Origin of the sequence: Photobacterium sp. SKA34, from assembly GCF_000153325.1 — a bacterium.
Lineage (GTDB): Bacteria > Pseudomonadota > Gammaproteobacteria > Enterobacterales > Vibrionaceae > Photobacterium.
On the sequence record NZ_CH724141.1, the window covers coordinates 550,673 to 575,219 of the forward strand.

20 protein-coding genes are annotated in these 24,547 nt (G+C 38.2%); 12 read left to right on the forward strand and 8 right to left on the reverse strand.

Annotated elements, in window-relative coordinates; all coding sequences use genetic code 11:
• The first annotated feature begins 1 nt into the window (after position 1).
• From SKA34_RS03955 to sstT, 5 genes are all read left to right on the forward strand, one after another.
• The gene (locus SKA34_RS03955) at positions 2-511 is read left to right on the forward strand and encodes a DUF4381 domain-containing protein (protein ID WP_006644223.1); all 510 of its coding nucleotides are present in this window, start codon (positions 2-4) and stop codon (positions 509-511) included.
• On the forward strand, positions 504-1,469 hold the full coding sequence (locus SKA34_RS03960; protein WP_006644224.1) for a VWA domain-containing protein: 966 nt from the start codon (positions 504-506) through the stop codon (positions 1,467-1,469). The genes SKA34_RS03955 and SKA34_RS03960 overlap by 8 nt, the downstream gene beginning before the upstream one ends.
• The gene (locus SKA34_RS03965; protein ID WP_006644225.1) at positions 1,462-3,513 is read left to right on the forward strand and encodes a VWA domain-containing protein; all 2,052 of its coding nucleotides are present in this window, start codon (positions 1,462-1,464) and stop codon (positions 3,511-3,513) included. Before SKA34_RS03960 ends, SKA34_RS03965 begins: the two co-directional genes overlap by 8 nt.
• A gap of 19 nt (positions 3,514-3,532) precedes the next feature.
• Positions 3,533-5,227, forward strand: coding sequence for a BatD family protein (locus tag SKA34_RS03970; protein WP_006644226.1), 1,695 nt, complete (start codon positions 3,533-3,535; stop codon positions 5,225-5,227).
• A 366-nt stretch (positions 5,228-5,593) separates the two neighbouring features.
• Positions 5,594-6,835 (forward strand): serine/threonine transporter SstT, encoded by a 1,242-nt coding sequence (gene sstT / locus SKA34_RS03975; protein WP_006644227.1) that lies wholly within the window; start codon positions 5,594-5,596, stop codon positions 6,833-6,835.
• 102 nt (positions 6,836-6,937) lie between these two features.
• Here the strand turns inward: sstT and SKA34_RS03980 are convergent, their stop codons facing one another.
• Positions 6,938-7,261 carry a hypothetical protein gene (locus tag SKA34_RS03980; RefSeq protein WP_006644228.1) on the reverse strand — a complete coding sequence of 108 codons (324 nt, stop codon included), beginning with the start codon at positions 7,259-7,261 and terminating at the stop codon, positions 6,938-6,940.
• Positions 7,262-7,576: 315 nt separating this feature from the next.
• On the opposite strand from SKA34_RS03980, the gene SKA34_RS03985 reads away from it, so the two are divergent.
• Both SKA34_RS03985 and SKA34_RS03990 read left to right on the forward strand, forming a co-directional pair.
• Positions 7,577-7,891, forward strand: coding sequence for a hypothetical protein (locus SKA34_RS03985; RefSeq protein WP_006644229.1), 315 nt, complete (start codon positions 7,577-7,579; stop codon positions 7,889-7,891).
• Between the two features lie 204 nt (positions 7,892-8,095).
• Entirely contained in the window at positions 8,096-9,268 is a 1,173-nt protein-coding gene (locus SKA34_RS03990) for a cation:proton antiporter (RefSeq protein ID WP_006644230.1), read from the forward strand.
• A 57-nt stretch (positions 9,269-9,325) separates the two neighbouring features.
• Here the strand turns inward: SKA34_RS03990 and SKA34_RS03995 are convergent, their stop codons facing one another.
• Together SKA34_RS03995 and SKA34_RS04000 are read right to left on the reverse strand one after the other, a co-directional pair.
• Positions 9,326-10,549 (reverse strand): HlyD family secretion protein, encoded by a 1,224-nt coding sequence (locus tag SKA34_RS03995; protein ID WP_006644231.1) that lies wholly within the window; start codon positions 10,547-10,549, stop codon positions 9,326-9,328.
• Positions 10,542-10,913 (reverse strand): hypothetical protein, encoded by a 372-nt coding sequence (locus SKA34_RS04000; RefSeq protein WP_006644232.1) that lies wholly within the window; start codon positions 10,911-10,913, stop codon positions 10,542-10,544. Before SKA34_RS04000 ends, SKA34_RS03995 begins: the two co-directional genes overlap by 8 nt.
• A gap of 171 nt (positions 10,914-11,084) precedes the next feature.
• On the opposite strand from SKA34_RS04000, the gene SKA34_RS04005 reads away from it, so the two are divergent.
• A complete protein-coding gene (locus SKA34_RS04005; protein WP_006644233.1) occupies positions 11,085-12,092 on the forward strand; it encodes an AraC family transcriptional regulator in 1,008 nt (335 codons plus the stop codon).
• A 73-nt stretch (positions 12,093-12,165) separates the two neighbouring features.
• Here SKA34_RS04005 and SKA34_RS04010 read toward each other — a convergent pair whose 3' ends face one another.
• Complete coding sequence (locus tag SKA34_RS04010) at positions 12,166-12,519, reverse strand: hypothetical protein (protein ID WP_006644234.1); 354 nt, start codon at positions 12,517-12,519, stop codon at positions 12,166-12,168.
• A 407-nt stretch (positions 12,520-12,926) separates the two neighbouring features.
• On the opposite strand from SKA34_RS04010, the gene SKA34_RS04015 reads away from it, so the two are divergent.
• The 4 genes from SKA34_RS04015 (at position 12,927) to SKA34_RS04030 (ending at position 18,817) form a co-directional block, all read left to right on the forward strand.
• Positions 12,927-13,970 (forward strand): GMP reductase, encoded by a 1,044-nt coding sequence (locus tag SKA34_RS04015; RefSeq protein WP_006644235.1) that lies wholly within the window; start codon positions 12,927-12,929, stop codon positions 13,968-13,970.
• A 582-nt stretch (positions 13,971-14,552) separates the two neighbouring features.
• Positions 14,553-15,503, forward strand: coding sequence for a magnesium/cobalt transporter CorA (gene corA / locus SKA34_RS04020; RefSeq protein WP_006644236.1), 951 nt, complete (start codon positions 14,553-14,555; stop codon positions 15,501-15,503).
• Positions 15,504-16,239: 736 nt separating this feature from the next.
• Positions 16,240-17,964, forward strand: coding sequence for an ABC transporter permease subunit (locus SKA34_RS04025; protein WP_006644237.1), 1,725 nt, complete (start codon positions 16,240-16,242; stop codon positions 17,962-17,964).
• A 46-nt stretch (positions 17,965-18,010) separates the two neighbouring features.
• Positions 18,011-18,817: an ABC transporter ATP-binding protein gene (locus SKA34_RS04030; RefSeq protein WP_006644238.1), complete on the forward strand. Its 807-nt coding sequence runs from the start codon at positions 18,011-18,013 to the stop codon at positions 18,815-18,817.
• Positions 18,818-18,875: 58 nt separating this feature from the next.
• Here SKA34_RS04030 and SKA34_RS04035 read toward each other — a convergent pair whose 3' ends face one another.
• The 4 genes from SKA34_RS04035 to SKA34_RS04050 form a co-directional block, all read right to left on the reverse strand.
• A complete protein-coding gene (locus SKA34_RS04035; protein WP_006644239.1) occupies positions 18,876-19,154 on the reverse strand; it encodes a hypothetical protein in 279 nt (92 codons plus the stop codon).
• Between the two features lie 85 nt (positions 19,155-19,239).
• Positions 19,240-19,593, reverse strand: a complete 354-nt coding sequence (locus tag SKA34_RS04040; RefSeq protein ID WP_006644240.1) for a putative quinol monooxygenase — start codon at positions 19,591-19,593, stop codon at positions 19,240-19,242.
• A gap of 182 nt (positions 19,594-19,775) precedes the next feature.
• The gene (locus SKA34_RS04045; RefSeq protein WP_039859971.1) at positions 19,776-21,686 is read right to left on the reverse strand and encodes a BCCT family transporter; all 1,911 of its coding nucleotides are present in this window, start codon (positions 21,684-21,686) and stop codon (positions 19,776-19,778) included.
• Between the two features lie 732 nt (positions 21,687-22,418).
• Entirely contained in the window at positions 22,419-23,792 is a 1,374-nt protein-coding gene (locus SKA34_RS04050) for a lytic polysaccharide monooxygenase (protein ID WP_006644242.1), read from the reverse strand.
• Positions 23,793-24,547 lie beyond the last annotated feature (755 nt).

The window sequence follows — 24,547 nt, forward strand, 5'->3', positions numbered from 1 at the left end:
AATGGCAACACCAAGCGTTCAGCAACTCCCTTTAGCGGATATACATCTACCTCAAGCTCCTAACTTTTGGCCTTTAGCATGGGGGTGGTGGGTATTATTTGCTGTTTTGATCCTCGCTATTGCAGCAGTAGTTACCCTTATGAAGCGTCAGAAGCATGCTAATGCTGCACAAAAAGAAGCATTACAGAAAGTTTCACTAATAACAGAAGAACAAGGGGTACCCGCTCTCAATACATTACTAAAACAAGCCGCGTTAAGTTATTACTCGCGCGCTTTAGTAGCGCCATTAACAGGTGAGGCATGGTTGGCATTTTTAGATAATCAACTACCTGCGAAATACAGTGGCTTTTCAGAACTTAATTCGGTGTGGCTATCAGGTTCATTTTCAAACACACCATTGAGTAGTGATGATTTTCAACCATGTAAAACAATGGCAAAAACATGGCTTAAACATGCTTTGCCGCCACGAAAACTACCTAGCATAACGCAAAAGGAGTCTTCAAATGTTTGAATTTGTATGGCTTTGGGCATGGGCATTTTTGCCTTTAGCATGGCTAGTTTACCGTTTTAGTAAACCTGTTATGCGGCCTGCGGCAATTCAATTACCCAAATTACCTAGCGGTGTTGGTCAAAAACAGCCTCGTTCTATCATTCGTAAAGTATTAATGGCTTTACTGTGGACTTGTCTTGTCTGTGCTGCTGCAAGACCGGTTTGGTACGGTAACCCAATCGAAATAAAACCAGAACACCGCGACATGTTATTAGCTGTCGATTTATCGGGCTCAATGTCAATTCCAGATATGGTGACTAAAAATGGGCAGAGTGTAGATCGCTTAACCGCAGTAAAACATGTGTTATCGGATTTTATTGAGAAACGAAAAGGTGATCGCTTAGGTTTAGTCCTTTTCGCTGATCACGCTTACTTACAAACACCTCTTACATTTGACCGTAAGACGGTTGAAAAGCAATTAGATCGTACTGTTTTAGGCTTAATTGGGCAAAGTACCGCAATTGGTGAGGGCCTGGGTATTGCGACAAAAACCTTTATTAACAGTAAAGCGCCACAACGTGTAATTATTTTATTAAGTGATGGTGCAAATACCTCTGGTGTAATCGATCCACTTGAAGCCGCTAAATTAGCCAAAGAAAGCGGTGTGAAAATCTATACCGTTGGTGTTGGTGCTGATCAAATGGTGCAACAAGGTTTCTTCGGTGATCGCATCGTCAATCCATCACAAGATCTTGATGAAAAGACTTTAACTGACATCGCCAAGATGACGGGCGGTGAATATTTCCGAGCACGTAATCCACAACAGCTTGAGAAAATTTACGACATCATCAATAAACTTCAACCTGTCAATAACGCCCAGCAAACATGGCGTCCACGTGATGAGTTGTTCCGATATCCTTTAGCCATAGCATTACTACTTTCTGTCGTCATTGCTGTTATGAGGAGACGTCATGGCTAATTTTACTTTTATGCACCCAATATGGTTCTTGGCACTTGTGCCATTAGTCTTTCTTTTACCTTGGCTTAAAACCAAGAAACAAACCACGGGTTTAATTGCTCCACACCTTGCGAATAAATTAGGTATGGCTCAACCCAAATCAGCATCATGGCCCATTGCCATACTCACTTTGGGCTGGCTAATCGCTGTGGTTGCGATGGCTGGCCCTAGTTGGAAAAAAGTAAAACTACCTGCTTATAACTTAAGTGGCGCACGCGTATTGGTAATGGATATGTCCCGCTCTATGTATGCGACCGATATAAAACCGAACCGTTTAACACAGGCGCGTTTTAAAGCGCTTGATATGTTGCCGGGCTGGAAAGAAGGCAGTACGGGGTTAGTCACCTATGCAGGAGATGGTTATGAAGTCAGCCCGTTAACTGAAGATAGCCATACTTTAGCAAACTTGATCCCTAGCCTATCGCCAAAGATTATGCCAATTCCTGGTAGTAATGCCGCGGCAGGTATTGCTGAAGCTATAAAGTTACTTAAACAGGCTGGTAATAGTACAGGTGATATTATTTTAGTGACCGATGGTATGTCTAAGCAGGAATCAGCTAAAAGTTTAGCCGAATTAAAAGGTACTCAATATCGTGTCTCTATCTTAGCCATGGGCACAGTTGATGGAGCACCTGTTCCACTGCCTGATGGTCGATTATTAATGGATAATGGCTCACCTGTTATTTCAAAAATTAATCCGAAAACACTAGAACCTATTGTTAAGCAAACTGGTAGTATTTTGCAGATGGTTCAACCGACAGACCAAGATGTTAATGCGATTGTCCACTTCACTGCAAAACCACAAGATAGCGGTAAAAAAGATCAACAAAAAGAACTGCAAGAACGCTTAAATGGCGGATTTTGGTTAGTTTTACCTTTGTTATTACTAGCATTGCTTGGTTTCCGACGTGGCGTTGTCATTGCCACTATGTTCTTCTTTTTACCCATAGATCATGCACAAGCTAGCCCATGGGTAAATGCAGAGCAACAAGCTTACCAAACTTATACCGATGGTAAATATAAGCAAGCGGCACAAGATTTTGAATCTCCGCAATGGAAAGGTATCGCTGAATATAAAGCAAAGAATTATGCTCAAGCCATTGAAACCTTAAAACCATTACATGATTCAATGTCGCAGTACAACCTAGGTAATGCTTATGCACAAAGTGGGAAATTACAGCAAGCGGTAGATACCTATGAAAAGCTACAGAAAGCCGATCCTAACTACCCAGATGTTAAGAAAAACCTCGATATCGTGAAGAAAGCACTAGAGCAACAAAAGAAACAACAGCAGCAGAATCAGCAGCAGCAGAATCAGCAGCAGAATCAGCAGCAGAATCAGCAGCAGAATCAGCAGCAGAATCAGCAGAAGAGTGACAAGCAACAGCAGCAATCACAAGGCTCTAACGACAAAAAGCAGAGCCAAGATAACAGCCAGCAGTCACAACAAAACCAAGATCAGCAAAAATCATCAGATAACAAACAATCTAATGATAAGCAGTCTTCACAATCGAAAAAAAATGACCAAAAGCAGGATCAGAACAGCGCAAATAAACAGCAGCAATCCCAAAGACAGCAACAACAAAATCAGTCTGATAAACAACAAGGGAAAAATCAGCAGCAACCTCAACAGGCAAATAGTGGTAAACAATCACAGCCAGAGAAAGAGAAAACAGCCGAGCAAAAAGTGGCTGAACAACAACGTGCTGATGAAAATGCAAAACAAGCTGCAAAGCAACAGCAACAGCAACAGCAACAGCAACAGCAAGCTAAGGAAAAATCAGCCACTAAGTCTAAACAAAATAAAAGCAAAGAAACAAATAACAACAATCAAGTACGAATGAGTGACCAAGCATCAAAAGACGGGGATGTGCTTTCAGCCAGTAACCCTATTTTGAAGAAATTGGAACAAGTACCTGATGACACAAGTGGTTTGATCCGAGCTCAATTAATTTTGCAAGCGCAACAGAAAGAAGCGCAGCAAAAAACTGAGAACTCATGGTAATAGGACAATGAATAGATTTATGAATAAATTATTTTTTGGCAAAAAAGTAAATACACCATTGTTGTACATTGCTTTGTTTTTCAGTGCGCTACTCTCAACCCAAGCGATGGCGGCACAAGCGGAAGCAACAGTGTCTAAAAATATTGTTGGTGTTAATGAGGTTTTCCAATTAACGGTTGCTGTCGATGATAGTGTAAATACCAATTCACTTGATCTTGCGCCATTAAGTCCTGACTTTGCTTATGGCCGCCCTAGCGTAAGTAGCGGTACTTCGATGATTAATGGGGTTATTTCACGTAATACTAGCTGGACAGTAGCGCTAGCTGCAAACAAGGTTGGCACTCTTACGATCCCTGCGTTTCAAATTGGTAGCTCAAAAACCGACCCAATTACGATTACTGTTTTAAAAAGCAGTAAACAAACACAAGCAGCCAACGCGAACCAATCATCTATTTCCATTGAAGGCATTAACGATAAATCAAGCATCTATGTTGGTGAATCAATTAATTATCGAGTGCGTATCTTAATTGGCGAGCAAATGGATCAAGCGAGTTTAGCACCACCGTATGGTGATGGACTAACAGCAACACAAATTGGGCAAGATGCTCAGAACGAAGTTGTTCAAAATGGACGTCGCTATATTGTGATCACCCGTAATTACCAGATCACTGCAGATAAGCCAGGGAATATAACCTTACATGGTGCGAAATTCAGTGGTAGCGTGATTAAAGGGAGTCGTGGCTTCGGTTCAACATTAACAGTGCCAGTTGATAAAACAGCAAAAAATATTGAACTTACAATTAAAGCAAAACCAAGTAACTATAAAGGGTTATGGCTACCAACCTCTGATTTGCAACTCAATCAAGTATGGCAACCATCAGTCAACGGTAAAACTAGCGTGGATGCAAAAGTTGGCGAGCCTATTACACGTATTTTGACCTTGCGTATTAAAAATATTGCCCAAAGTAATATGCCGAATATCAGCTTAAAGTATCCAACATCGGTACGAAGTTATGATGAAAAACCTGAATATTCAAAAGGGAATGGATATACAACAATGACGTTAAAGCAAGTCATCATTCCTCGTGAAACAGGCACGATTGAATTACCTGCAATTAGTATTAATTGGTGGAATACCCAGCAAGAAAAACAGCAAACAACAAAAGTTGATGGGCTAACGTTAAATGTAACGGTCGATCCAAATGCAAGCAGCACAATTACGCCACCAGCGTTAACAACACCGTCTGTTGTTACGCCTCAAAATAGTGCTAATGCTAACAACGTGCATAATAATGTAGTGCAACATGACTACTGGCAATGGGCGACAGCAGTATTTGCTTTACTTTGGTTAATAACATTAGGGCTATTAATTAAAGCACGTAAGGCGCAATCTGCATCAAATACCGAAATTGTACTTCAATCGAGAACGACGAATGTAGAGCAAGCATTAAAACAAGCAATTACAAAACGAGAAACAGTACAAATTCAGACTTACTACCAACAATGGAAACAGCAGCAGCATGAAAAACTCTCTGCTAATCCAGAGCTCGCAGAACAATTAGATAATGCAGTAGCTGAAATTATGGCATCAACTTATAGTCAAGATCGTCAGCAGTGGAATGATAAACGTATAATACAATTGCTTAATCAAGCACAGCAACTGAAAGCAACAACATCACATGCATCATCTCTCTCAGGCTTAGATCCTAAATAAGTCTATTAATTAAATAGCAGCCTCAAAACCTCTGTTGCAGCTATAAATGCCGTAGCGGAGGTTTTATTTTCTTACATATTAAAGCATTTAATTCTTTCTGTTTTTTTGCCTGTTCGTCAAAATTTTTATGGTGCTAAAACATCCATTAACACACATTATACATTCACTGCCTTTTATTGTTATCAAACAAGCTGTTTGTATGCCGATTCATCATATTTTGATAATTAAATGTTAAATATAACGTTATATTTATGTTAGTTAAAACCTTATAAAAAGATAACTGGCTATTTCAAACAGATCCTGTTAAAAAATGTTTCAGACGCAAAATAAAAAGCTATTCACAGAATATAAAATGCAGGAAGTTATATGAGTCAATCACAACCTTTTTTAGCCAGAGTGGCCAATGGTAGTTTAGTTATACAAATTATGGTCGGTATCGTTGCAGGCGTATTACTTGCGACACTATCACCATCATCAGCGATGAGTGTGGGTTTTCTTGGGGGATTATTTGTTGCAGCGCTAAAAGCCGTTGCTCCTATTCTTGTTTTCATTTTGGTTGCTTCATCTATTGCTAACCAAAAGAAAGGCACACATACCAACATGAAGCCAATTATCATGTTGTATTTATTTGGCACTTTAATGGCGGCATTTACTGCTGTAGCTATGAGCTTTCTTTTCCCTACCACTTTAACGCTTGTTGCTAGTTCCAATTCAATTGCTCCACCGGAAGGTATCGCAGAAGTCATTAGTTCCCTTCTATTTAAGATTGTTGATAACCCAGTTCATGCACTTATGAACGGTAATTTTATTGGTATTTTAGCATGGGCTGTAGCACTTGGTTTTGCTCTTCACCAAGCAAGCGATGCGACTAAACAAGTTTTCCATGATATGTCGAACGGTGTAACACTCATTGTTCGCTTTATTATTCGTTTAGCACCTATCGGTATTTTTGGTTTAGTTTCGGAAACCTTTGCTAAAACAGGCTTTGCTGCATTGGCGGGCTATGCCCACTTACTGGGTGTCCTATTAGGCTCAATGGCAATTCTTGCTTTTGTTATTAACCCAATTATTGTTTACGTAAAAACAGGTGAAAACCCTTACCCGCTTGTTTTACGTTGTGTACGTGAAAGTGGTATTACCGCTTTCTTTACCCGTAGTTCTGCTGCCAACATTCCAGTAAATATGAAACTTTGTAAGGATCTTAACCTGCATGAAGATACTTACTCTGTTTCTATCCCATTGGGTGCTACCATCAATATGGGTGGAGCGGCAATTACCATTACCGTATTAACCCTTGCTGCCGTTCATACCCTAGGCATTGAAGTTGATTTAGCGACGGCAGTTTTACTAAGTGTTGTTGCAGCGGTTTCAGCTTGCGGTGCATCAGGCGTTGCTGGTGGTTCACTACTATTGATCCCTTTAGCTTCAAACTTGTTTGGTATCCCTAGTGAAGTCGCAATGCAAGTTGTTGCCGTTGGCTTTATTATTGGCGTGATTCAAGATTCAGCAGAAACAGCACTAAACAGTTCAACAGATGTGGTATTTACCGCTGCTGCATGTAGAGCTGCAGAGCGAAAAGAATCGAAAGCGAAATTACAAAGATCATAATTACGTTTTATAAGCTTAACCCAAGTTATGGGTAAAAAATGAGGCGATATCATTCTATTTATAGAGATTATGATATCGCCGCTTTTTATCACTATACTTAACTTAATAAACGTTAGTTGCTTTACGTATAGCATTCGATGACTTATTAATGGCCCCATTCACGACTTTACGCTTTTGGTTGTGTACTTTTTTTTCAACACGCTTTTCTACATAAGTACCGTCTTGAATTTCACTGATAGCACGTTGCGTATTATCGACTTTATTCTGACCATTACTTATCGAGTTCTGCGTTCCATGAATTGTATTTTGCACTTTATCTATCGAGTTATCGACACGATTTAAACCTTGAATTAGCGAATCAGCATGGGCAGTTGAAAGAGTCAATAAAGCAACTACAGGGATTAAATTAAGGTAACGCTTATACATTCATGTATTCCTTATAACATATTGAATTTATGGCACCTATCAATAGTAGCAACAGAGATTAATTTTTCAGACTAAAATGAAATAATAAAAAAAATCGACTATTGATTATTCCTGAAATGGATGTCCTCTCCTTTCATATGGTTTTAAAATTAGTGATTTAGCCATTAATAGTTAGTTACATTTTAATAAGTAGAACTGATGATAATGATTGATTTTTTTAGTTGGTAACACCTTGTCTTTGCCCGATAAAATCTTCTGACAGCGACAGACGTTTACCAACGTCCTAGCATATCTTAGAACAGAAGGAGACAAGACATGGCAAAGTATTCTTCCCATGCCGATATCTATACAATTGCAAGATCAGCCTTAACCAAAGCCAGTAAAAAACTGGCCGATGACGGTTTTGACACAGACATTTATTGTATGGATGGTCGTATTCGTTTAGTGATTGATAACAATCGACATCAACCTTATGAATACGCGTTACAGCTCCATAAAAACACTGATAATGAACAAATTCATCTTGAGGTAATGATTAAAAACAATCAGCAATCGTATTTAGTTGATGGACTTTCTGAGCCTGAATTGATTGCCGATATTTTATCGCAATACAAACGGTATCGCGCTTAATAACATTAATAAACATAGATAACTCAGCGTTATCTATGTTTATTTCTGGTTATCTCTTCGCTAATATCACTTTCCCTAGCTTTTATCTATTCCTAAATTATTGTCGCAAAAACATTCAACCCAATTTTTTTAAACCACTATGCTTTTATCATTGCCTTCTGCAATCAACTACGCGTGCTGCGTTTCATAGCTAGGTAGGTGTCGATGGTTGATAGTATCAATACAATGATTTTCGAGCTTAGCGCGATAGTGATTAGCGCTGCGGGCTTAGGGAGTTTATTTCTCTTTGCCAAACAACCCATCATCATTGCGTACATCGTTGCGGGCATTATTATTGGTCCTTATGGGCTTGGCATGATCAATAATGCTGAAGCGATTACCCAAATGGGGCATATTGGCGTCATTTTATTACTTTTTTTACTAGGGCTTAATTTACAACCTCAACGCTTGCTTCGTCTGTTTCGAGAAAGTGCTCTTATCACGCTGTGTTGCAGTCTATTTTTCTTCATTTGCACACTCCTTTTTGCATTAATAATCCAACTTCCTCTCAAAGATGCCATTATCACAGCCGCTGCAATGATGTTTTCCAGTACCGTTATTGGCCTTAAATTAATTCCCACCACAACGCTTCACCATCAGAAAATGGGAGAAATTATGACCAGTATCTTGTTAATTCAAGATATTTTAGCCATTACTGTTTTATTACTGCTCAATATCGATACTGAGCAGCGTATTGACCTTGCTATCTTTTTGATATTCGCCAAGCTTCTGATTTTTATAGTTAGTGCATACTTCGCCGTTAAGCTTATTCTGTTTCCACTAATGAAAAAGTTTGATGTTATTCAAGAATACAGTTTTATCGCAACCCTAGCGTGGTGTTTCTGTTGGGCTGAAATCAGCCATCGTATTGGTCTATCGTACGAAACAGGAGCCTTTATCGCGGGTACATTGTTAGCCGTAAGCCCCATTTCCAATGTGATTTCTATTCATTTGAAACCATTAAGAGAATTTTTTTTAATCCTGTTCTTTTTCGCTATTGGTGCGAATATTAACTTATTGGCCAGTGATATTTATACTTTATGGGGGATTTTATTTGGTGTAGTGCTGATTCGTCTAAAGGCATGGGGGTTTCATCGCGCTCTTATCATTTCAAACACAGAGGCTCCTATAAACAAAGAGTTGAGTGCAAGATTAAGCCAAGCAAGCGAGTTTTCTTTATTGCTCGCTTACACTGCCGTCGCCAATGGGTTGATTTCCAAACAAGGACAGACATTTATTCAAATCGTAACATTAACAACCTTCATTCTTTCAACCTATTGGATAGTGAGCCGTTATCCAACACCTATATCGAATGTTAATACGTTACGCCAAGATTAAAAAAGCCAGCCTCTTTAAAATAAGAAAACTGGCTTATTGCATTTTGTAAGTAATTACTTACATTGACCACACATAGAATAGCTGTGACTTCATTCGAATAATGATCCCACGAACCACATCTAAGAAACCTAAGAAGCTAATCGGTTTTTCAGCGCTGATCCAACCGATACCTACCGATCCAACAGGAATATCATAACCTTCAGTTTCACGTACTTTCAGGCGGACGAAGTGATGTTTATTTGCCATATTCGCCCCCGTTGTTTGACGTACATTGGTTTCTCGACCAATCAAGTTACCTTGTGATTCGCCTGTTGCTTCAACAATACCTTCCACTTCAGCAGTAAACACCTTTCCAGGGTAAACTGCCGTTGCAAATTCAGCCAGTTGTCCCACTTTTACATTACGAATAGCCTGGTGATTGACACGCATTAACATATATTTTTCGTTAGTATACATTTGCATACGGGGCACAGAGCCTACGAACTGCCCTTCGCGCATAATGAAGTTTGTTACATAACCATCAGCAGGCGCGTACACTTTGGTATGATCTAAATCCCATTGTGCTTTCGCGACATTTTCATGCTGTGTATCAACATCAACTTCACGGCTATTCACTGCTAAACGTGACTTTTCTAATGCTAACTTCGCTTTCTTAACTGATATTTTGGCTTTTTCAATTTGTGAAGCAAGCATCACCTTTTGTGACTTAGCAACCTCTACAGCTGTCCGCTGCTCATCTAATTTACTTTGCGTAATCGTATGTTGTACTACTTTATTTTGCTTAATATAGCGATTCAGCATTGCTTGTTTTAATTTATAATCTTCATTCGCTGCAACAAGCTGATTTTGCGCGATCTCAATATCTTTATCTGCGGCGTGATAACTCGCTTGTGCCATATCAACATCTTCTTTTGCAATATCTAAAGCTACTGCTGCGGATGCTAAACTTGCTAGATCTTTATTTAGCGCAATACGATAGGGTTCAGTATCAAGTTCATACACTAAATCCCCTTCTTTCACCTGACTATTAGGTGCTAAGTGAATAGCCTTTACATGACCATTAATTGTTGTTGCTGCAGGTCTTAGTTGAATATGGGGAGACTGCACTAACGAGCCTCCAGATAAATCCATCGGTGCATACGTGATTAATCCGTACCATACAAACACTAACCAACTACCACCGCCAATATACGCAAAAGCCTTAGTAAACTTATTCCATGGCATACCCACTAAACGGAGCAGGTATATAAATAATGTCCAGACGGCTAAACCTTCAAGCATTCGTCTGCTCCTCTTTTGTTTGTATCGCTAAAGATGAATCATTATCTACACCGTCAGTTTTTGTATTAGGACTATCGCTATGCCAGATATCACGTAATCGCTTCAGTGCTTGCTCTCCATCAACGAACGCAATTATTACTGCAAGTACCCATACCCAATGCCAAACGAAGCCTATCCAGGTTAAGGCTGTAATTAATCCTATTTGGTGATGTTGATTACTGGATGCTTTATGAATAGGTAATTCATGAAGTTTCCAAAAACCAATGCCAATAGCTGCAATAGTGCCAATCATGACAACGCCTGCAACAATATGTAATACCGTATCTATGTTCGTGCCAGTGAAAGGCATGCTAAATAAACTCATTAAATTCTCCGGTCAATTTAGTCATCATTCTTATTTAACGGATTAGCGTTATTAATTGAGTTCATTGTGAGTAATTTTTAGTATCGAGAAACAAAACCGGATTGAAAACATCACTTATTGCTCATATTTGATATATTCTATCCATTACGTGTTTTTTATCGGCCAGCCAACATGTTAGATATTGCTTTTATAAGAACCTTATTTATCAAGCCTCTCAATAGTGCAATCCAAAAGCACTATGACCTTTCATTCAACCAGCTTGATGTACCAGATTTATTACTTAAAGAAAGCATGTCGCTGATCCCATTTAATGATTATTTAGCTTGGTTAGAACGTATAGAGCAACTCACCGATGACTCCGCTTATATGGTAAAGCTGGCTAAAGAGATAACATTTGAACACATGGGAGGGTTAGGAGAATGGTATTTAAGCTGCCCCGATTTGCCATTAGCACTGCGACGAATCAACTATGGTTTATCATGCTTGCAAAGTGGTGCGTCATACCACAGCGAACTTTCGGGCAATATATTAAAGTGGACTTATCACAACCCTTACTCCAAAGGACGAGGAGGGATTCATGATAATTTGCGGATAGCTGTATTATTCGTTCAAACAATTCGTGAGTATTTGGGTAACGACTTCATCCCATTAAAGATCCGACTAAATACCACTGAAACCCACAACTCAGCTATCAATGATTATTTTCAATGCCCTATACGCTGGAACGCACCTTCGACCCAAGTTTGGCTCCCAATATCAATATTAGAGCATGTCGATAATCGTGTTCTTAAATTCAAAAAACCCATGTTAATGTCAAATTTACAACTTGATGATTTTTTGAACATGCCACAACCGACTGATACCGCAAAATTAATGTTTGAGTTGATCAATTATTCACGCTATTACCAGTATCCTAATCTAGATTTTATTGCACAACGTTTAGACTTATCTAAGCAACAGTTGCAACGACGATTGCACCGCTTTGGCTGGACATTCACCGATACCACTAACTATGTATTATGTAATATTGCAATAAAGTACATGCAACGCGGATTGCCTATAACAGAGATCGCTGCGAATTTAAGTTACAAAAATGTCCAAAGCTTCAACAAAGCCTTTCAGAGAAATCGAGGGGTAACACCAATACAATATCAGCAGCGTTTACTAGAAAAGCAATAATCGCAAATAACAAAAACAAAAAAACGTTAAACAACTCAGTTGTTTAACGTTTTTTCAGTTTTAATTATTAATTTTAAGCGACAGCTTGTGTAGTTATATCAGTGTCATCTGCTGTAACGTTAATCACTTTATCTCGAATTGTCGACATCAACACGATAGGTCCCATCATATTGACACGTAATGGTGCTTCGCCTAAACCATAGTGTATTTCAGAAGAATCAGATGATGAGTAGTTATATTTGTAGTTAAATTTATCGCAAGCCATATGCAACAAGTCAAAATCTTTACGATGACAAGAAATATAAGCACACCAATACATTGCGTCAATGATCTCTTCAGGATGCTCTGCCCGAATGATGAAACGCCAACTTCCATCCTCCCCATAAAAATCGAGAGGAAAAACTTTTCTTACCTTTCTTTTCTTCAACAAATTAAACCTTCCCACAACCTTTCGTAGAAAAAGATAGCTTTACAAACTGGCCACCTTTAATAATAGCTTCTCATTTTAAAGATACGAATTATTTTAAAGTTTATTTTTATCAGTCAAACCACGCAGGAATTATGCAAGGATTTACCAAGAATGGAAGCGAAAAGTTTATAAAAAGTACTACTTTGATAGAAAATCAGGCTGCTTTTATCTTAATTTATCTTCACAAATACACATTTATTTACATTTACAGGGTTGTTTTTGAAAATTTGCTTCCTATAATGTTGTAAACCGGAGCGTCTGCCAACGCTCCGGTTTTTTTGTGCCCGCTCATAAGGCGAAAATGTTTACCTGCCAGTAAAGATTTCGTTGAGCAGCATTCGATAAGATAAGTGTAAGGAATAACCATGCGTATCGAACAAGACTTGAAATTGGGTTTTAAAGATGTACTGTTTCGTCCAAAACGTTCAACCCTAAAAAGTCGCTCTCAAGTTGAATTAACCCGCGATTTTACATTCAAACATAGTGGTCGTCAATGGTCTGGTGTACCTATTATTGCTGCGAATATGGACTCTGTCGGTAGCTTTGAGATGGTAAAATCATTATCAAAACATAATGTAATGACAGCAGTTCATAAGCACTACACTGTAGAGCAATGGGCTGACTTTATTGCTAAAAATGATGCCTCAGTTCTTAAAAACGCAATGGTTTCTACAGGCACCTCTGACGCCGATTTCCAAAAAACCAAAGACATCATGGCAATGACAGATCATCTAATTTTCATCTGTATTGACATTGCTAATGGTTATTCGGAACACCTTGTTGAGTATGTAGAGAAAGTACGTGCTGAATTTCCAGATAAAGTGATCAGTGCTGGTAACGTTGTAACCGGCGATATGGTTGAAGAACTGATTCTTGCTGGTGCTGACATTGTTAAAGTTGGTATTGGCCCAGGTTCGGTATGTACAACACGTGTAAAAACTGGTGTTGGCTACCCTCAACTATCAGCAATCATTGAGTGTGCAGATGCTGCGCACGGCCTAGGTGGTCGTATCATTGGTGACGGTGGCTGTTCATGTGCTGGCGACGTAGCAAAAGCCTTCGGTGGCGGTGCTGATTTCGTTATGCTTGGTGGTATGTTAGCGGCGCACGATGAAAGCGGCGGCGAACTTATCGAGCAAGATGGCAAAACATTCATGAAGTTCTACGGTATGTCTAGCCAAAGTGCAATGGACAAGCACTCAGGTGGCGTGGCGAAGTACCGTGCAGCAGAAGGTAAAACTGTACTGCTTCCTTACCGTGGGCCTGTTGAAATTACAATCCAAGATATTATGGGTGGTGTTCGCTCAACATGTACTTATGTCGGTGCTGCGCAGCTTAAAGAGCTAACTAAGCGTGCGACATTTATTCGTGTTCAAGAGCAAGAAAACAACGTATATGGTAAAGAATAAGTTATTGATTTAATTTTTTGTTGATACAACCATAAAGTGGTTGTTTCAACATTTTTAAAATAGAAAATCATAATTTGATATAGCCTTTTTCTTCACGGCTTTCGTGTTTGAGGAAGGCTTTATTCTTTACCATAATTGCTCATTAATACTCCTAGCATTAATATATAAAACATATATCTAAATTACACCAACCACAATCTCCCACAGATTATCAGTTCAAAATAACGTTCCTGAATCAATGCTGAATAAAGCATTTACCTTACTTATCTTAGTGCAAATCTAATGTTGCAATAGCGCAAGTTGCTGACTTGGGTTGTCAGGCGTAATATCCGCTCACCATTATTTGAGAGGACACCGTTTTGAACATACCCAGTCGATACTGGATTGAGATTTTTTCCTGTTTAGCTGTCCTCCCTTTTTATTACATGTGAGTTGACAGTACTTAGCTGCCAGCATGCACCACCTCTTATTTTCGTGCCTCTGTTTAAAATCTAATTACGCCAGTTTTCTATTGGTAGAAGTTGTATTCATTGAACTTCTAATCATGCTTTAAAGTGTTGTCTATTATTTGAGATATAAAACATGCTAAACGCCTTTAAATTAAACGATTCCCGTTTACAACGTTTAGATTTGGAAGCCCAAGCCCCAATCTCATCTGCATTATGGGTTGATCTTATCGAACCCAATGAAGAAGAACGAGTTCGCGTTCAACTAGAGTTAGGTCAAGAGTTAGCAACTCGTCCTGAACTTGAGGATATTGAGGCTAGCGCGCGTTTTTTTGAAGATGAAGACGGTCTTCATATTCACTCATTCTTCTATTATGAAGATGCTGAAGATTATGCTAATAACTCAACAGTGGCTTTTACCATCCGTGATGGTCGCTTATTTACCTTACGTGAGCGTGAGTTACCTGCATTTCGTCTTTACCGAATGCGAGCACGTACTCAACATTTACAACAAGGTAACGCTTATGAGTTGCTGTTAGATCTATTTGAAACAAAAATTGAGCAACTGGCTGATGTTATTGAAGACATTTACAGCGCATTAGAGTCAATTGGTAAAATCATTTTAGGTGGTAAACCGGGCGAACACTTCGACAAAGCCTTATCTAATCTTGCAGAGCAAGAAGACGCAGGATGGAAAATCCGCTTATGTTTAATGGACACCCAACGTGCACTAAGCTTTTTAGTTCGAAAAGCCCGTTTACCTGCTAATGAACTTGAACAGGCACGTGAAGTATTACGCGATATTGAATCATTATTACCACACAATGAGTCTCTATTCCAAAAGGTTAACTTCCTAATGGATGCAGCTATGGGTTTTATTAATATCGAGCAAAACCGTATCATTAAAATTTTTTCGGTTGTGTCTGTTGTATTCCTCCCACCAACACTGGTGGCATCAAGCTATGGAATGAACTTTGAGTTTATGCCGGAACTTCATTGGAAATTAGGTTACCCCTATGCTCTATTGCTGATGGTGTTAGCAGCTCTTGCGCCTTACCTTTACTTCAAACGTAAAGGTTGGTTATAGCAAGTAAACCTGAATATAACTATAACGAAAACACTAGCCCTCAATGACTCTTTCATTGTGGGTTTTTTATATCTTTTAAAATATAACAATTATTAGTTATTAAAGACTTAATTTCGCTTATTTACAAACCTTACTCATTATTTTTAATTAATAATCAATTATTGCTTTTATAATCCGTAATCAACGTAATTTATTAATATATTTTTCACTTTTATATCTGAATATAACTTGAATAAAAATACGTAACTTTAATTTAGTTGATAAAAAAGGTTTACATTATTCTTATCCATACTATTATGACCAGCGTAAACAGCAAGACACTTTAATTTCCATTAACCAAAGATATTTTAGGAGAAAAAGATGAAAACACTTTCAACTCCTCTACAGCCCCCTTGTAGATACTAAAATAACTTCCCCCTTTTATAACTGCTTTATAGCATTTTATTAATCCATTGAAAAAATGGAGTTTCATCATGGTTCGTTACTTTTCATTACAACCACCACCCATAAAAAAACACTAGCTTTATGCGATGTCATTTTATCTAAGTGATTATTAATACTTAAAAATTAATTTTAAGCGTCTGTTATCGACCGTAATAAAAATGACTGATTACGAAGCAATTTTTATCTTTAAAATATATTTTCGTTTTTAACCTGAATATTCATTATATTGTAACATTCTTTTTATAATCGATCTTACTCATACTATATCCATAATATTTATGGAGGACTTTTCATGTCCTTAGCATTACAAAATTCGCTTAAAAAAAATAAGCCTTTTATTTTCTCACTCAATAGTAAAGATATTATTACTTTTACTATTTTTATTATCGCCATTACTCTTTACAAGTATGGTTGGCATGATATGCACCATTCTTTAGATCAATTTCAACCAGAAGTTCATGGGGCTTTATCTCAGTTACCTTACGACATGTTACGCACCACAATGCGGCTTGTAATTGGTATGTTCTTTTCTTTTATATTTGCTATCACAGCAGGTGTTGCTGCCGCTAAAAATAAACATTTAGAACGAATAATTCTACCTTTTATCAATATTATGGAATCAGTACCTTTACTTGGATTTATTACTTTTTCTACGATTATATTTATCAATTTATTTCCAAACAGTGTGATGGGCTTAGAGGCAGCTTCTATTTTTGGTGTTTTCACAGGACAAGCTTGGAATATGGCGTTAGTGGTCTACCAAACGCTTAGGATTGTTCCTCAAGAGCTCCAAGAAGCAGCGCAACTATTTAACCTCTCACCTTGGCAAAAGTTTTGGCGAGTCGAATTTCCATATACTATTCCTGGATTAATTTGGAATGCGATGGTCTCTCAGTCAGCAGCATGGTTTGCTATTGTCGCTGCTGAAATTATTCCACTATCAGGTAAAGATATGCCTTTACATGGCGTGGGAACGTTTATTCAAATTGCTCTAAATAATGCTGATGTGAAAATGATTATTTGGGCTGTGCTCGCCATAATTATAAACATTATGGTTTTTGATCAACTATTCTTCCGTCCGTTAGTTCGTTGGTCTGAAAAATTTAAATATGAATCGGTAAAAACACATAAACACAATACTTCATGGTTTTACAACGTACTAAGCGACACCTTACTGTTAAAACGCATTATCCGCCCTATCAAAAATACAGCGGAAGTATTTGTAAATGGTGGTCGTCGCTATTTATCAAATAGGAAACGTTACGCTTTACCAAAAACATTAAGACTATTTTCGGTTATATCATGGTATGCAATCGTGCTGTATTTTTGTACAACATGGTCTTACGAGTTATGGCATTACGTACCTAAAAATGAAATTTTGTCCATGGTTCCACTAATGGCAAAAACAACATTACGCGTATTAGCGGCAATGTTATTAAGCTTAGTTATTGGCGTACCTGCCGGAGTTTGGATTGGTTTGAGCCCTAGAGCAACTCGTATCGCGCAGCCTATTATTCAGATAGGCTCAGCATTACCACCAAATATCTTTTTTCCATTGGTTACTATTGCATTAATGGCAACCAGTACATCATTAAACTTATGGACCATCCCATTGATTATGATGGGGACAACTTGGTATGTACTTTTTAATGTTATTGCTGGCGTTACAACTTTGCCGCAAGAAATGATTGAACTAGCAAAACTCTTTAAATTAACAGGCCGTACATGGTGGCTACGTTTTATGTTGCCAGCAATATTTCCTTATATTCTAACCGGAGTGATCAGCGCCGCAGGTGGGGCTTGGAACTCAGCAATCTGTGCTGAACTGTTGCAATGGGGAGTATCGACCGTCCACACCTCAGGGCTTGGCTTTTATATCTCTAAAGCCACAATAGATAATGCATTACCACAGGCAGCATTAGGCTGTGTGGCCATGTCTGTATTAGTTGGCTTGTGTATCGTATTCATATGGAATCCTCTTTATAAGTTAACAGAGCGCAAATACAAAATATCCTAACTCCTTGCTAACCAAAAACTACATATCAAAAAATAAGAGGCTTACTATGACTCAATCAACACTTTCACTTAACAAGCAAAATTTATCAAACGATACAGAGATGATGACCTTAAACGGAATCACACACACTTTTACACAAGGTACAGAACAGAAAACAGTACTCAGCAACATTAACTTAAATTTATATGAAGATCAGATAGTGGCGATTATTGGTCGCTCAGGCACAGGTAAGTCAACACTACTTCGAATCATAGCAGGACTAATTGCCCCTTCGTTAGGTAATGTCCATTATTGTAATGTGCCAATGATAGGCCCTGTTGGTGATATTTCTATGGTTTTTCAGAGTTATGCTTTATTGCCTTGGCTTACGGTTAAAGAAAATGTGGCATTTGGGCTTGAAGCTCAAGGGATGTCACCTGCACTTCGCCATAAGAAAGCCATTGAAGCCATTAAAATGATTGGGTTAGAAGCGGAGGTTGAAAACTTACCAAGTGCTTTATCTGGCGGGATGAAACAACGCGTTGGTATAGCAAGAGCCCTTGTTGTAGAGCCTGAACTTCTGTTAATGGATGAACCTTTTTCATCTCTTGATATGTTCACGGCAACACGTCTTAGAGATGATATTATTTCATTGTGGGACTCAAATAACCTTAAAACTAAAAGCATTGTAATGGTAACCCACAATATTGATGAAGCAATCACAATGGCTGATCGTATCATTGTGATGAGTAGTAACCCTGGGCGCATTCAGAGCGATATTAGTATTGAGCAGTCACGACCAAGAAACCTAAATGATAAAGCTTTAAGCTCCTTAAAAGCAGAAATTATCGAACAATTAATGCACAACGAATGAACAATTTGTAACGAAAGACAAAAGCTCGTAAAGACAAGGATCTTACGAGCTTTTTAGCCTATTTTTCTACCTTAAACAGCACTTTTCGAGCAGGGGTTTGCAATAAAATTGCTTGCTGTTGCAATCTTGATTGAATGAGTTCGCACATTTGTTTTTTGACATCATCAGAAGGCATTGCATCATAAACACAAGTGACCGTTAAACTGTCTGGGAAATTTTGGTAGTCAACTTTATGCGTTAGCCATTGAAACCCTTGATCTTGTTCTTGAACAAGGTGACATACCTGAGTTAATACAGAGACAATAGTATTATCTCGTTTTTTATCAGTTTTTCGCATTACTACATCCATAAATTAAAAATGCCCTAGCCATTGATTATAACTAAGGCACTGTGTCACATTTTGAAAATAATTTTATAAGCTGCTATACATCAAAACACGGCGCATCATAATCATAACCTTCATCACTATAAGCTGTGACAATAGCATCTTCGACTAATCCTGCAGGGTCTTTAACTTGGCTATTAAAGAAATGTTGGATTTGTTTACGTCGACCATGAGCGGCCCAAGATTCAGCATCTTGCCAGATTTCGTTAAAAACAATCGGATAATCATTTCGAGTTGCACTTGGGTGATCAATCTGACGCGTCAACATATATTGAACACAACCTTCTTCACGGTAAGAATCCGGCTCTAATGATTTTAGCACGTCAAATAATTCAGCTTCTTTCCCTGCTTTTGGTTTAAATTGAGCAAGTACATATACTCGGCTTGTCATTATCATTCCCCTTCTTGTGCCATGTTTTACGTATCGGTAAATCAAAACTTTAACGTATCAATGTTTACAAAGATACTTGTTACTTCTTTGGTATTTCTATTTTGTTATCTCAATACCAGTAATATAAAAAAGCGACCCCGAGGGATCGCTTAATGATTGCATTAACTCTTTAACGTTAGCTATTAAGCTGTTGCTTCAGTTATTGCTGCTTGTTCTTTTTCTTTCATCAAGTCATTGAAAACAACACGTGCTTCCTGTGCTTGTGCTGATGCTTCAAGCTTGGTTTCTTTCGCTGCCATCGCTTCTGTGGTTAGGCGGTGTAACTCTTCTGCTAATTCAGCAGGAACTTCACCCATATCCGCGCCACTATCACCACGAGCTAATGCTTCAGCTCGAATAGTTTTTTTAATTTTCCAGATGGCATTCAGTGCATCACGCTCAGCATCTGCAGCTTCAATTGCAACATCTTTTAATTGCTCAAACTTCGCTAGCGCCATGCCTTCTTTTGACCATGGATCAACATCGGGTAAATCTTCGATATTAATAACTGGATCTTCGTAGCCTTCTTGATGACTCAAGTCTAATGTTGCAGCTTTAACTGCTGAAATCATTAGCATTACAGTAATTAATAGTAATGGTAAACCACCTACAATCGCCGCAGTTTGAAGCGTTGCTAGCCCCCCCATAAACATCAGTACCGATGGCATGAACGACATTGCAAAAGCCCAGAATAAACGGTTCCAACGCATTGGTTCTTCTGTTACATCATTCTGTACTACAGATGCCAGAATGTATGAGATTGAGTCAAACGTTGTTGCTGTAAAGATTAAACACAACAATGTAAACACGGTAATAACAAGCGTACTAAACGGTAGCTGCTCAAGAATAGAGAAGATTGCTTTAGTTGCGCCCTCTGCATTCAGGATTGAAACCACATCTAGTTGGCCTGATAACTGCAGCGATAAACCAAAGTTACCTAGTACCATAAAGAACAGGAAACAGCCCATTGAACCAAAGAAGATAGAACCTGCAACCATTTGTTTAATTGTACGACCACGAGAAATACGTGCAATAAACAAACCCATACTTGGAGCAAATACTAACCACCACGCCCAGTAGAAAATTGTCCAATCTTGTGGGAAGTGAGTATCTTCAAAAGAACCGTAACCACCGAAAGGTTCAGCCCATGTTGCCATTACAAAGAAGTTAGACAACATACGACCTAGAGAGTCTAAGCCCGTTTCAAGCATGAAAATAGTAGGACCCACTGCAAGGATAAACGCAAGTAAACCTAACGCACCCCAGAAGTTGATATTACTTAGGATCTTAATTCCTTTTTCCATACCCGCATAAGCCGAGTAACCAAAAATCACAGTACAGATCAGTAATACGAAAATTTGTGTTTCTGTATTTTTTGGCGTACCGAATAAATAGTTTGCACCTTCAGTTATAAGAGGAGCGGCTAAACCTAATGTTGTTGCACCACCACCTAGTAGACCAAAAATGAAAAGAACATCGATAACTTTACCTGTCCAGCCGTAGCTACGCGCTTCACCGATAACAGGCATTAATGCTGCAGAAACTTTTAATACAGGCTGCTTACGAACATAGAAGAAATAAGCAATTGGCACAGCCGGTACAAGGTAAATAGCCCACGCAACAGGTCCCCAGTGGAATACACCGTAAGTGGCAGCCCAGCGAACCGCTTCTTCACTTCCAGGTGTTAACTGGAAAGGCGGACTTTGGTAGTAGTAAGCCCACTCAATAGCACCCCAATAAAGAATACTTGCACCAATACCACCACAAAATAGCATTGCAGCCCATGATGCTGTTTTAAACTCAGGCTCTTCATCTGCATCACCCAATTTAATTTGGCCAATATCAGAGAAAATAATGTAAACCATAAAGAATACAGCAGCCAAACCTAACGCTAGGTATAAGAAACCTAGTTTATCTGTCATGAATGTTTTTGCTGTCGCAATCCAGATTGCCCCTTCTTTAGGGAACAGGATCAGTGGAACAACCACCGAGATCAACATTGCTAGTGCGCCAAAGAATGTTGGCTTATCGATCAACTTAAAGTTTTTTTGTATTGTGTTCACTATGTTTCCTTACTGCTACACATAGTCCGTAAAAGTAAAACCAATGTTCATCTTTTAACAACAACAACACAAACAGAAAACTTAATTGAGGCTATGAGTTTTTTTTATCAATCCTGTTTTTATTCATTTTCTGAGCACTAACCTGCATATATATTAAAAAACAGACAATAACACGTTACTGAATTAACATTTTGATACAATTGAGGTATGTAACTTCCCTCCTCACATCTCGCCCCCTCATTCAAAAGCACTCACTCTTATAGTGACTATTAACAATCTACTTATACTCTATAACTAGCCAAATCATAAATATCCAAAAAAAAGCGAGGCCCTATTCGGGCTTCGCTTTATTAATGATGGTTAAGTTAAATCAAATAATGAGGTCATTAATAAGTATTTACTTTCACCTTTTTTGGGGCTGCTTTATTTTATATCGAGCAAGATCAAACCCCCTTGTACTTGGATCTTTAAAGGCGGAATTCCGAACTATTTTATTTGTGTTTTTACGCAACAACATTGGCTAGTTTTACTTACTCTTATATTGACTTTCAATAATAGAGCATAATGATATATAAACTTTTTTAGATAAAGCACGATCAAAACTTTTTCTATTCTTGCCGAAAAAATATCTGACAAACTCATCTTTTTCTAACTTATCACATCACAATAAAGCAAAGCCTATACCATAAAGATATAGGCTTCTCTTTTAGTTGAGAGTTGAGATTACAGCTTGCGCCAAACACCCCACTCACCTGTCGTTCCAGGCTCTTCACCTTTAGTGTACCAGCCAGCTTTCCAACTTGAGCCGTTGTGAGTTGCCACATCGTTCTCGTTATATACTTGAGTTGCTGACCAAGCGCCAACTTCAGGTGTTTCACCCTCACCTAATACAACTTTCCATACTTCTGATTTACCTGGTTCATCACCTGTTGTCCACCAACCAGCTTTCCAAGTTTTACCAGCATGTGTTACTTCATCACCTGCTGAGTAAGTGGCAGACTGATTCCAACTACCCTCAGGTAATTCAGGATCAACAGGTGGAACTGGTGGTAATGGTTCAAGTTCAGCAAAAATACTTACAGCAAATGCGTACTCTTTCTCTGATACCCAAACTTTATTGGCATGCACATTCGAAGCATCAAATTCATATTGACCTGAAGTTTTATTCCATACACCAACAAATAGTTTTTCTGAATTTAGGGCATTAATTTCAGTCGCTAGTGTTTCAATCCATGTTGCTTGGTTAGCGGCAGTGATCACTAAACGGTGATCAAACACTTCAGCGCCTGTTACTGGTGCCATTAAACGGAAACGTACTGTTTCACCAACAGTTGGAGTTTGGTAGCCTACAGGAATAAAGTAGCCAGGAATTGCATTCATGTCACCGCCAACAACTGGTGGAGGCGTTACTTCACCTTCATTGTCAGATTGCTTAATAATAACATCACTACAGTTGTAGAAACCTTCACCTGCAGAATCAATACGCTGCCAACGAGAGTAAAGTACAGCATCACCTGAACGATCAGTTGGAAGCTTCACTTTAAAGTTATACGTTTTATATGGTGAGCCTGCATTTGGCATCACATTACCAACCGTATCAACGAGCTCTAGATCATCCCAGTTTAAAGGTTTTGAAAAATCGTGACCGGGTTTTGTTAAGTAAAACTCCCAATAAGATGGGTTATGCGCCGCAGTTGCAGTCCACACAAAATCGAACTCACCATTTTCATCAAGCACCAGATCTGTTTTTTGCCAGTACTGAGAAGGGATATCTAAACCATCTTTTTTAGTATCACCACCTGCACATAACAAACCATTCGGAACAGAAACTTTTACAGCTTCAATATTCTCATAATCTGCAGTGTTTGCAGCATTTTCATTTTTCTGTGTATATGGCCAACCACCATTTTCAGCAAATAATTTACGACATGCTAAGTTTGGAGCTTGACCACCCCAGTAGTTACCGTCAGCATCACAAATAACAGTTCGAGCAGGAGGGAACTCAGCCCAACCGTGAGCATTTGCAGTACCAATTGCAGCAACATTAGCTAGAGCAAATGCTACAGATAAAGATATTTTTTTTAATTTAGATGACATTATTTTCTCTCAATAATTGTGTCGTGATCTAAGTTTTTAAATTTAAATCACTATTCTATGACCACTGTGTTAATCCAGTTTTACGATTATTTTTTCTACAGTGAAAGCGCAGAAAATAATTCACTCTGCATTTTCAATTTATAAATCATAGAACAATAAACGTATAACAAACAATATTAATCCACACGATAAAACCATAAAAACAAAAAAACTAAGTGGTTGTTTTTAAAGAAAATAAAATAATAAAAATACGCCAAGAGAATAATTTTGTTACATTTAAATATGTTGAATTGAGATATATTTCAAAAATAATCGTCACACGAAAAAGTTATTAAAATAAATATCATTAAATATAAAAATATATCATCAGGTAGTCAAAAAATCGACTTTAAATATGTCAACATATCGACCATTAATAATTAAAATATTATAATCAACCTTCAATTTAATCGTTATTTTTTAAATGTTTTCCAACATTACAAGTACAGGTAAAAAAATCATTTACAACGAGTATATACGAGAACGAGGCTCAAACCACACAATGGATGATAGTGATTTTTATTAACGTTTCATTATCATTTTTAAACAGTCTTTAGTTGCAACTTATACCTTCCACCTAAGCAACAACAAATGAGATAAAGCTAAAGACTTGATGATAATTACAGTAAATAAATGCTAGCTTTGAAAGCTCTGAACTTTCTTTAAAACGAAAAACTTTTTTTTATGCTTACAGTTCCTCATTTTCGCATTCTAGA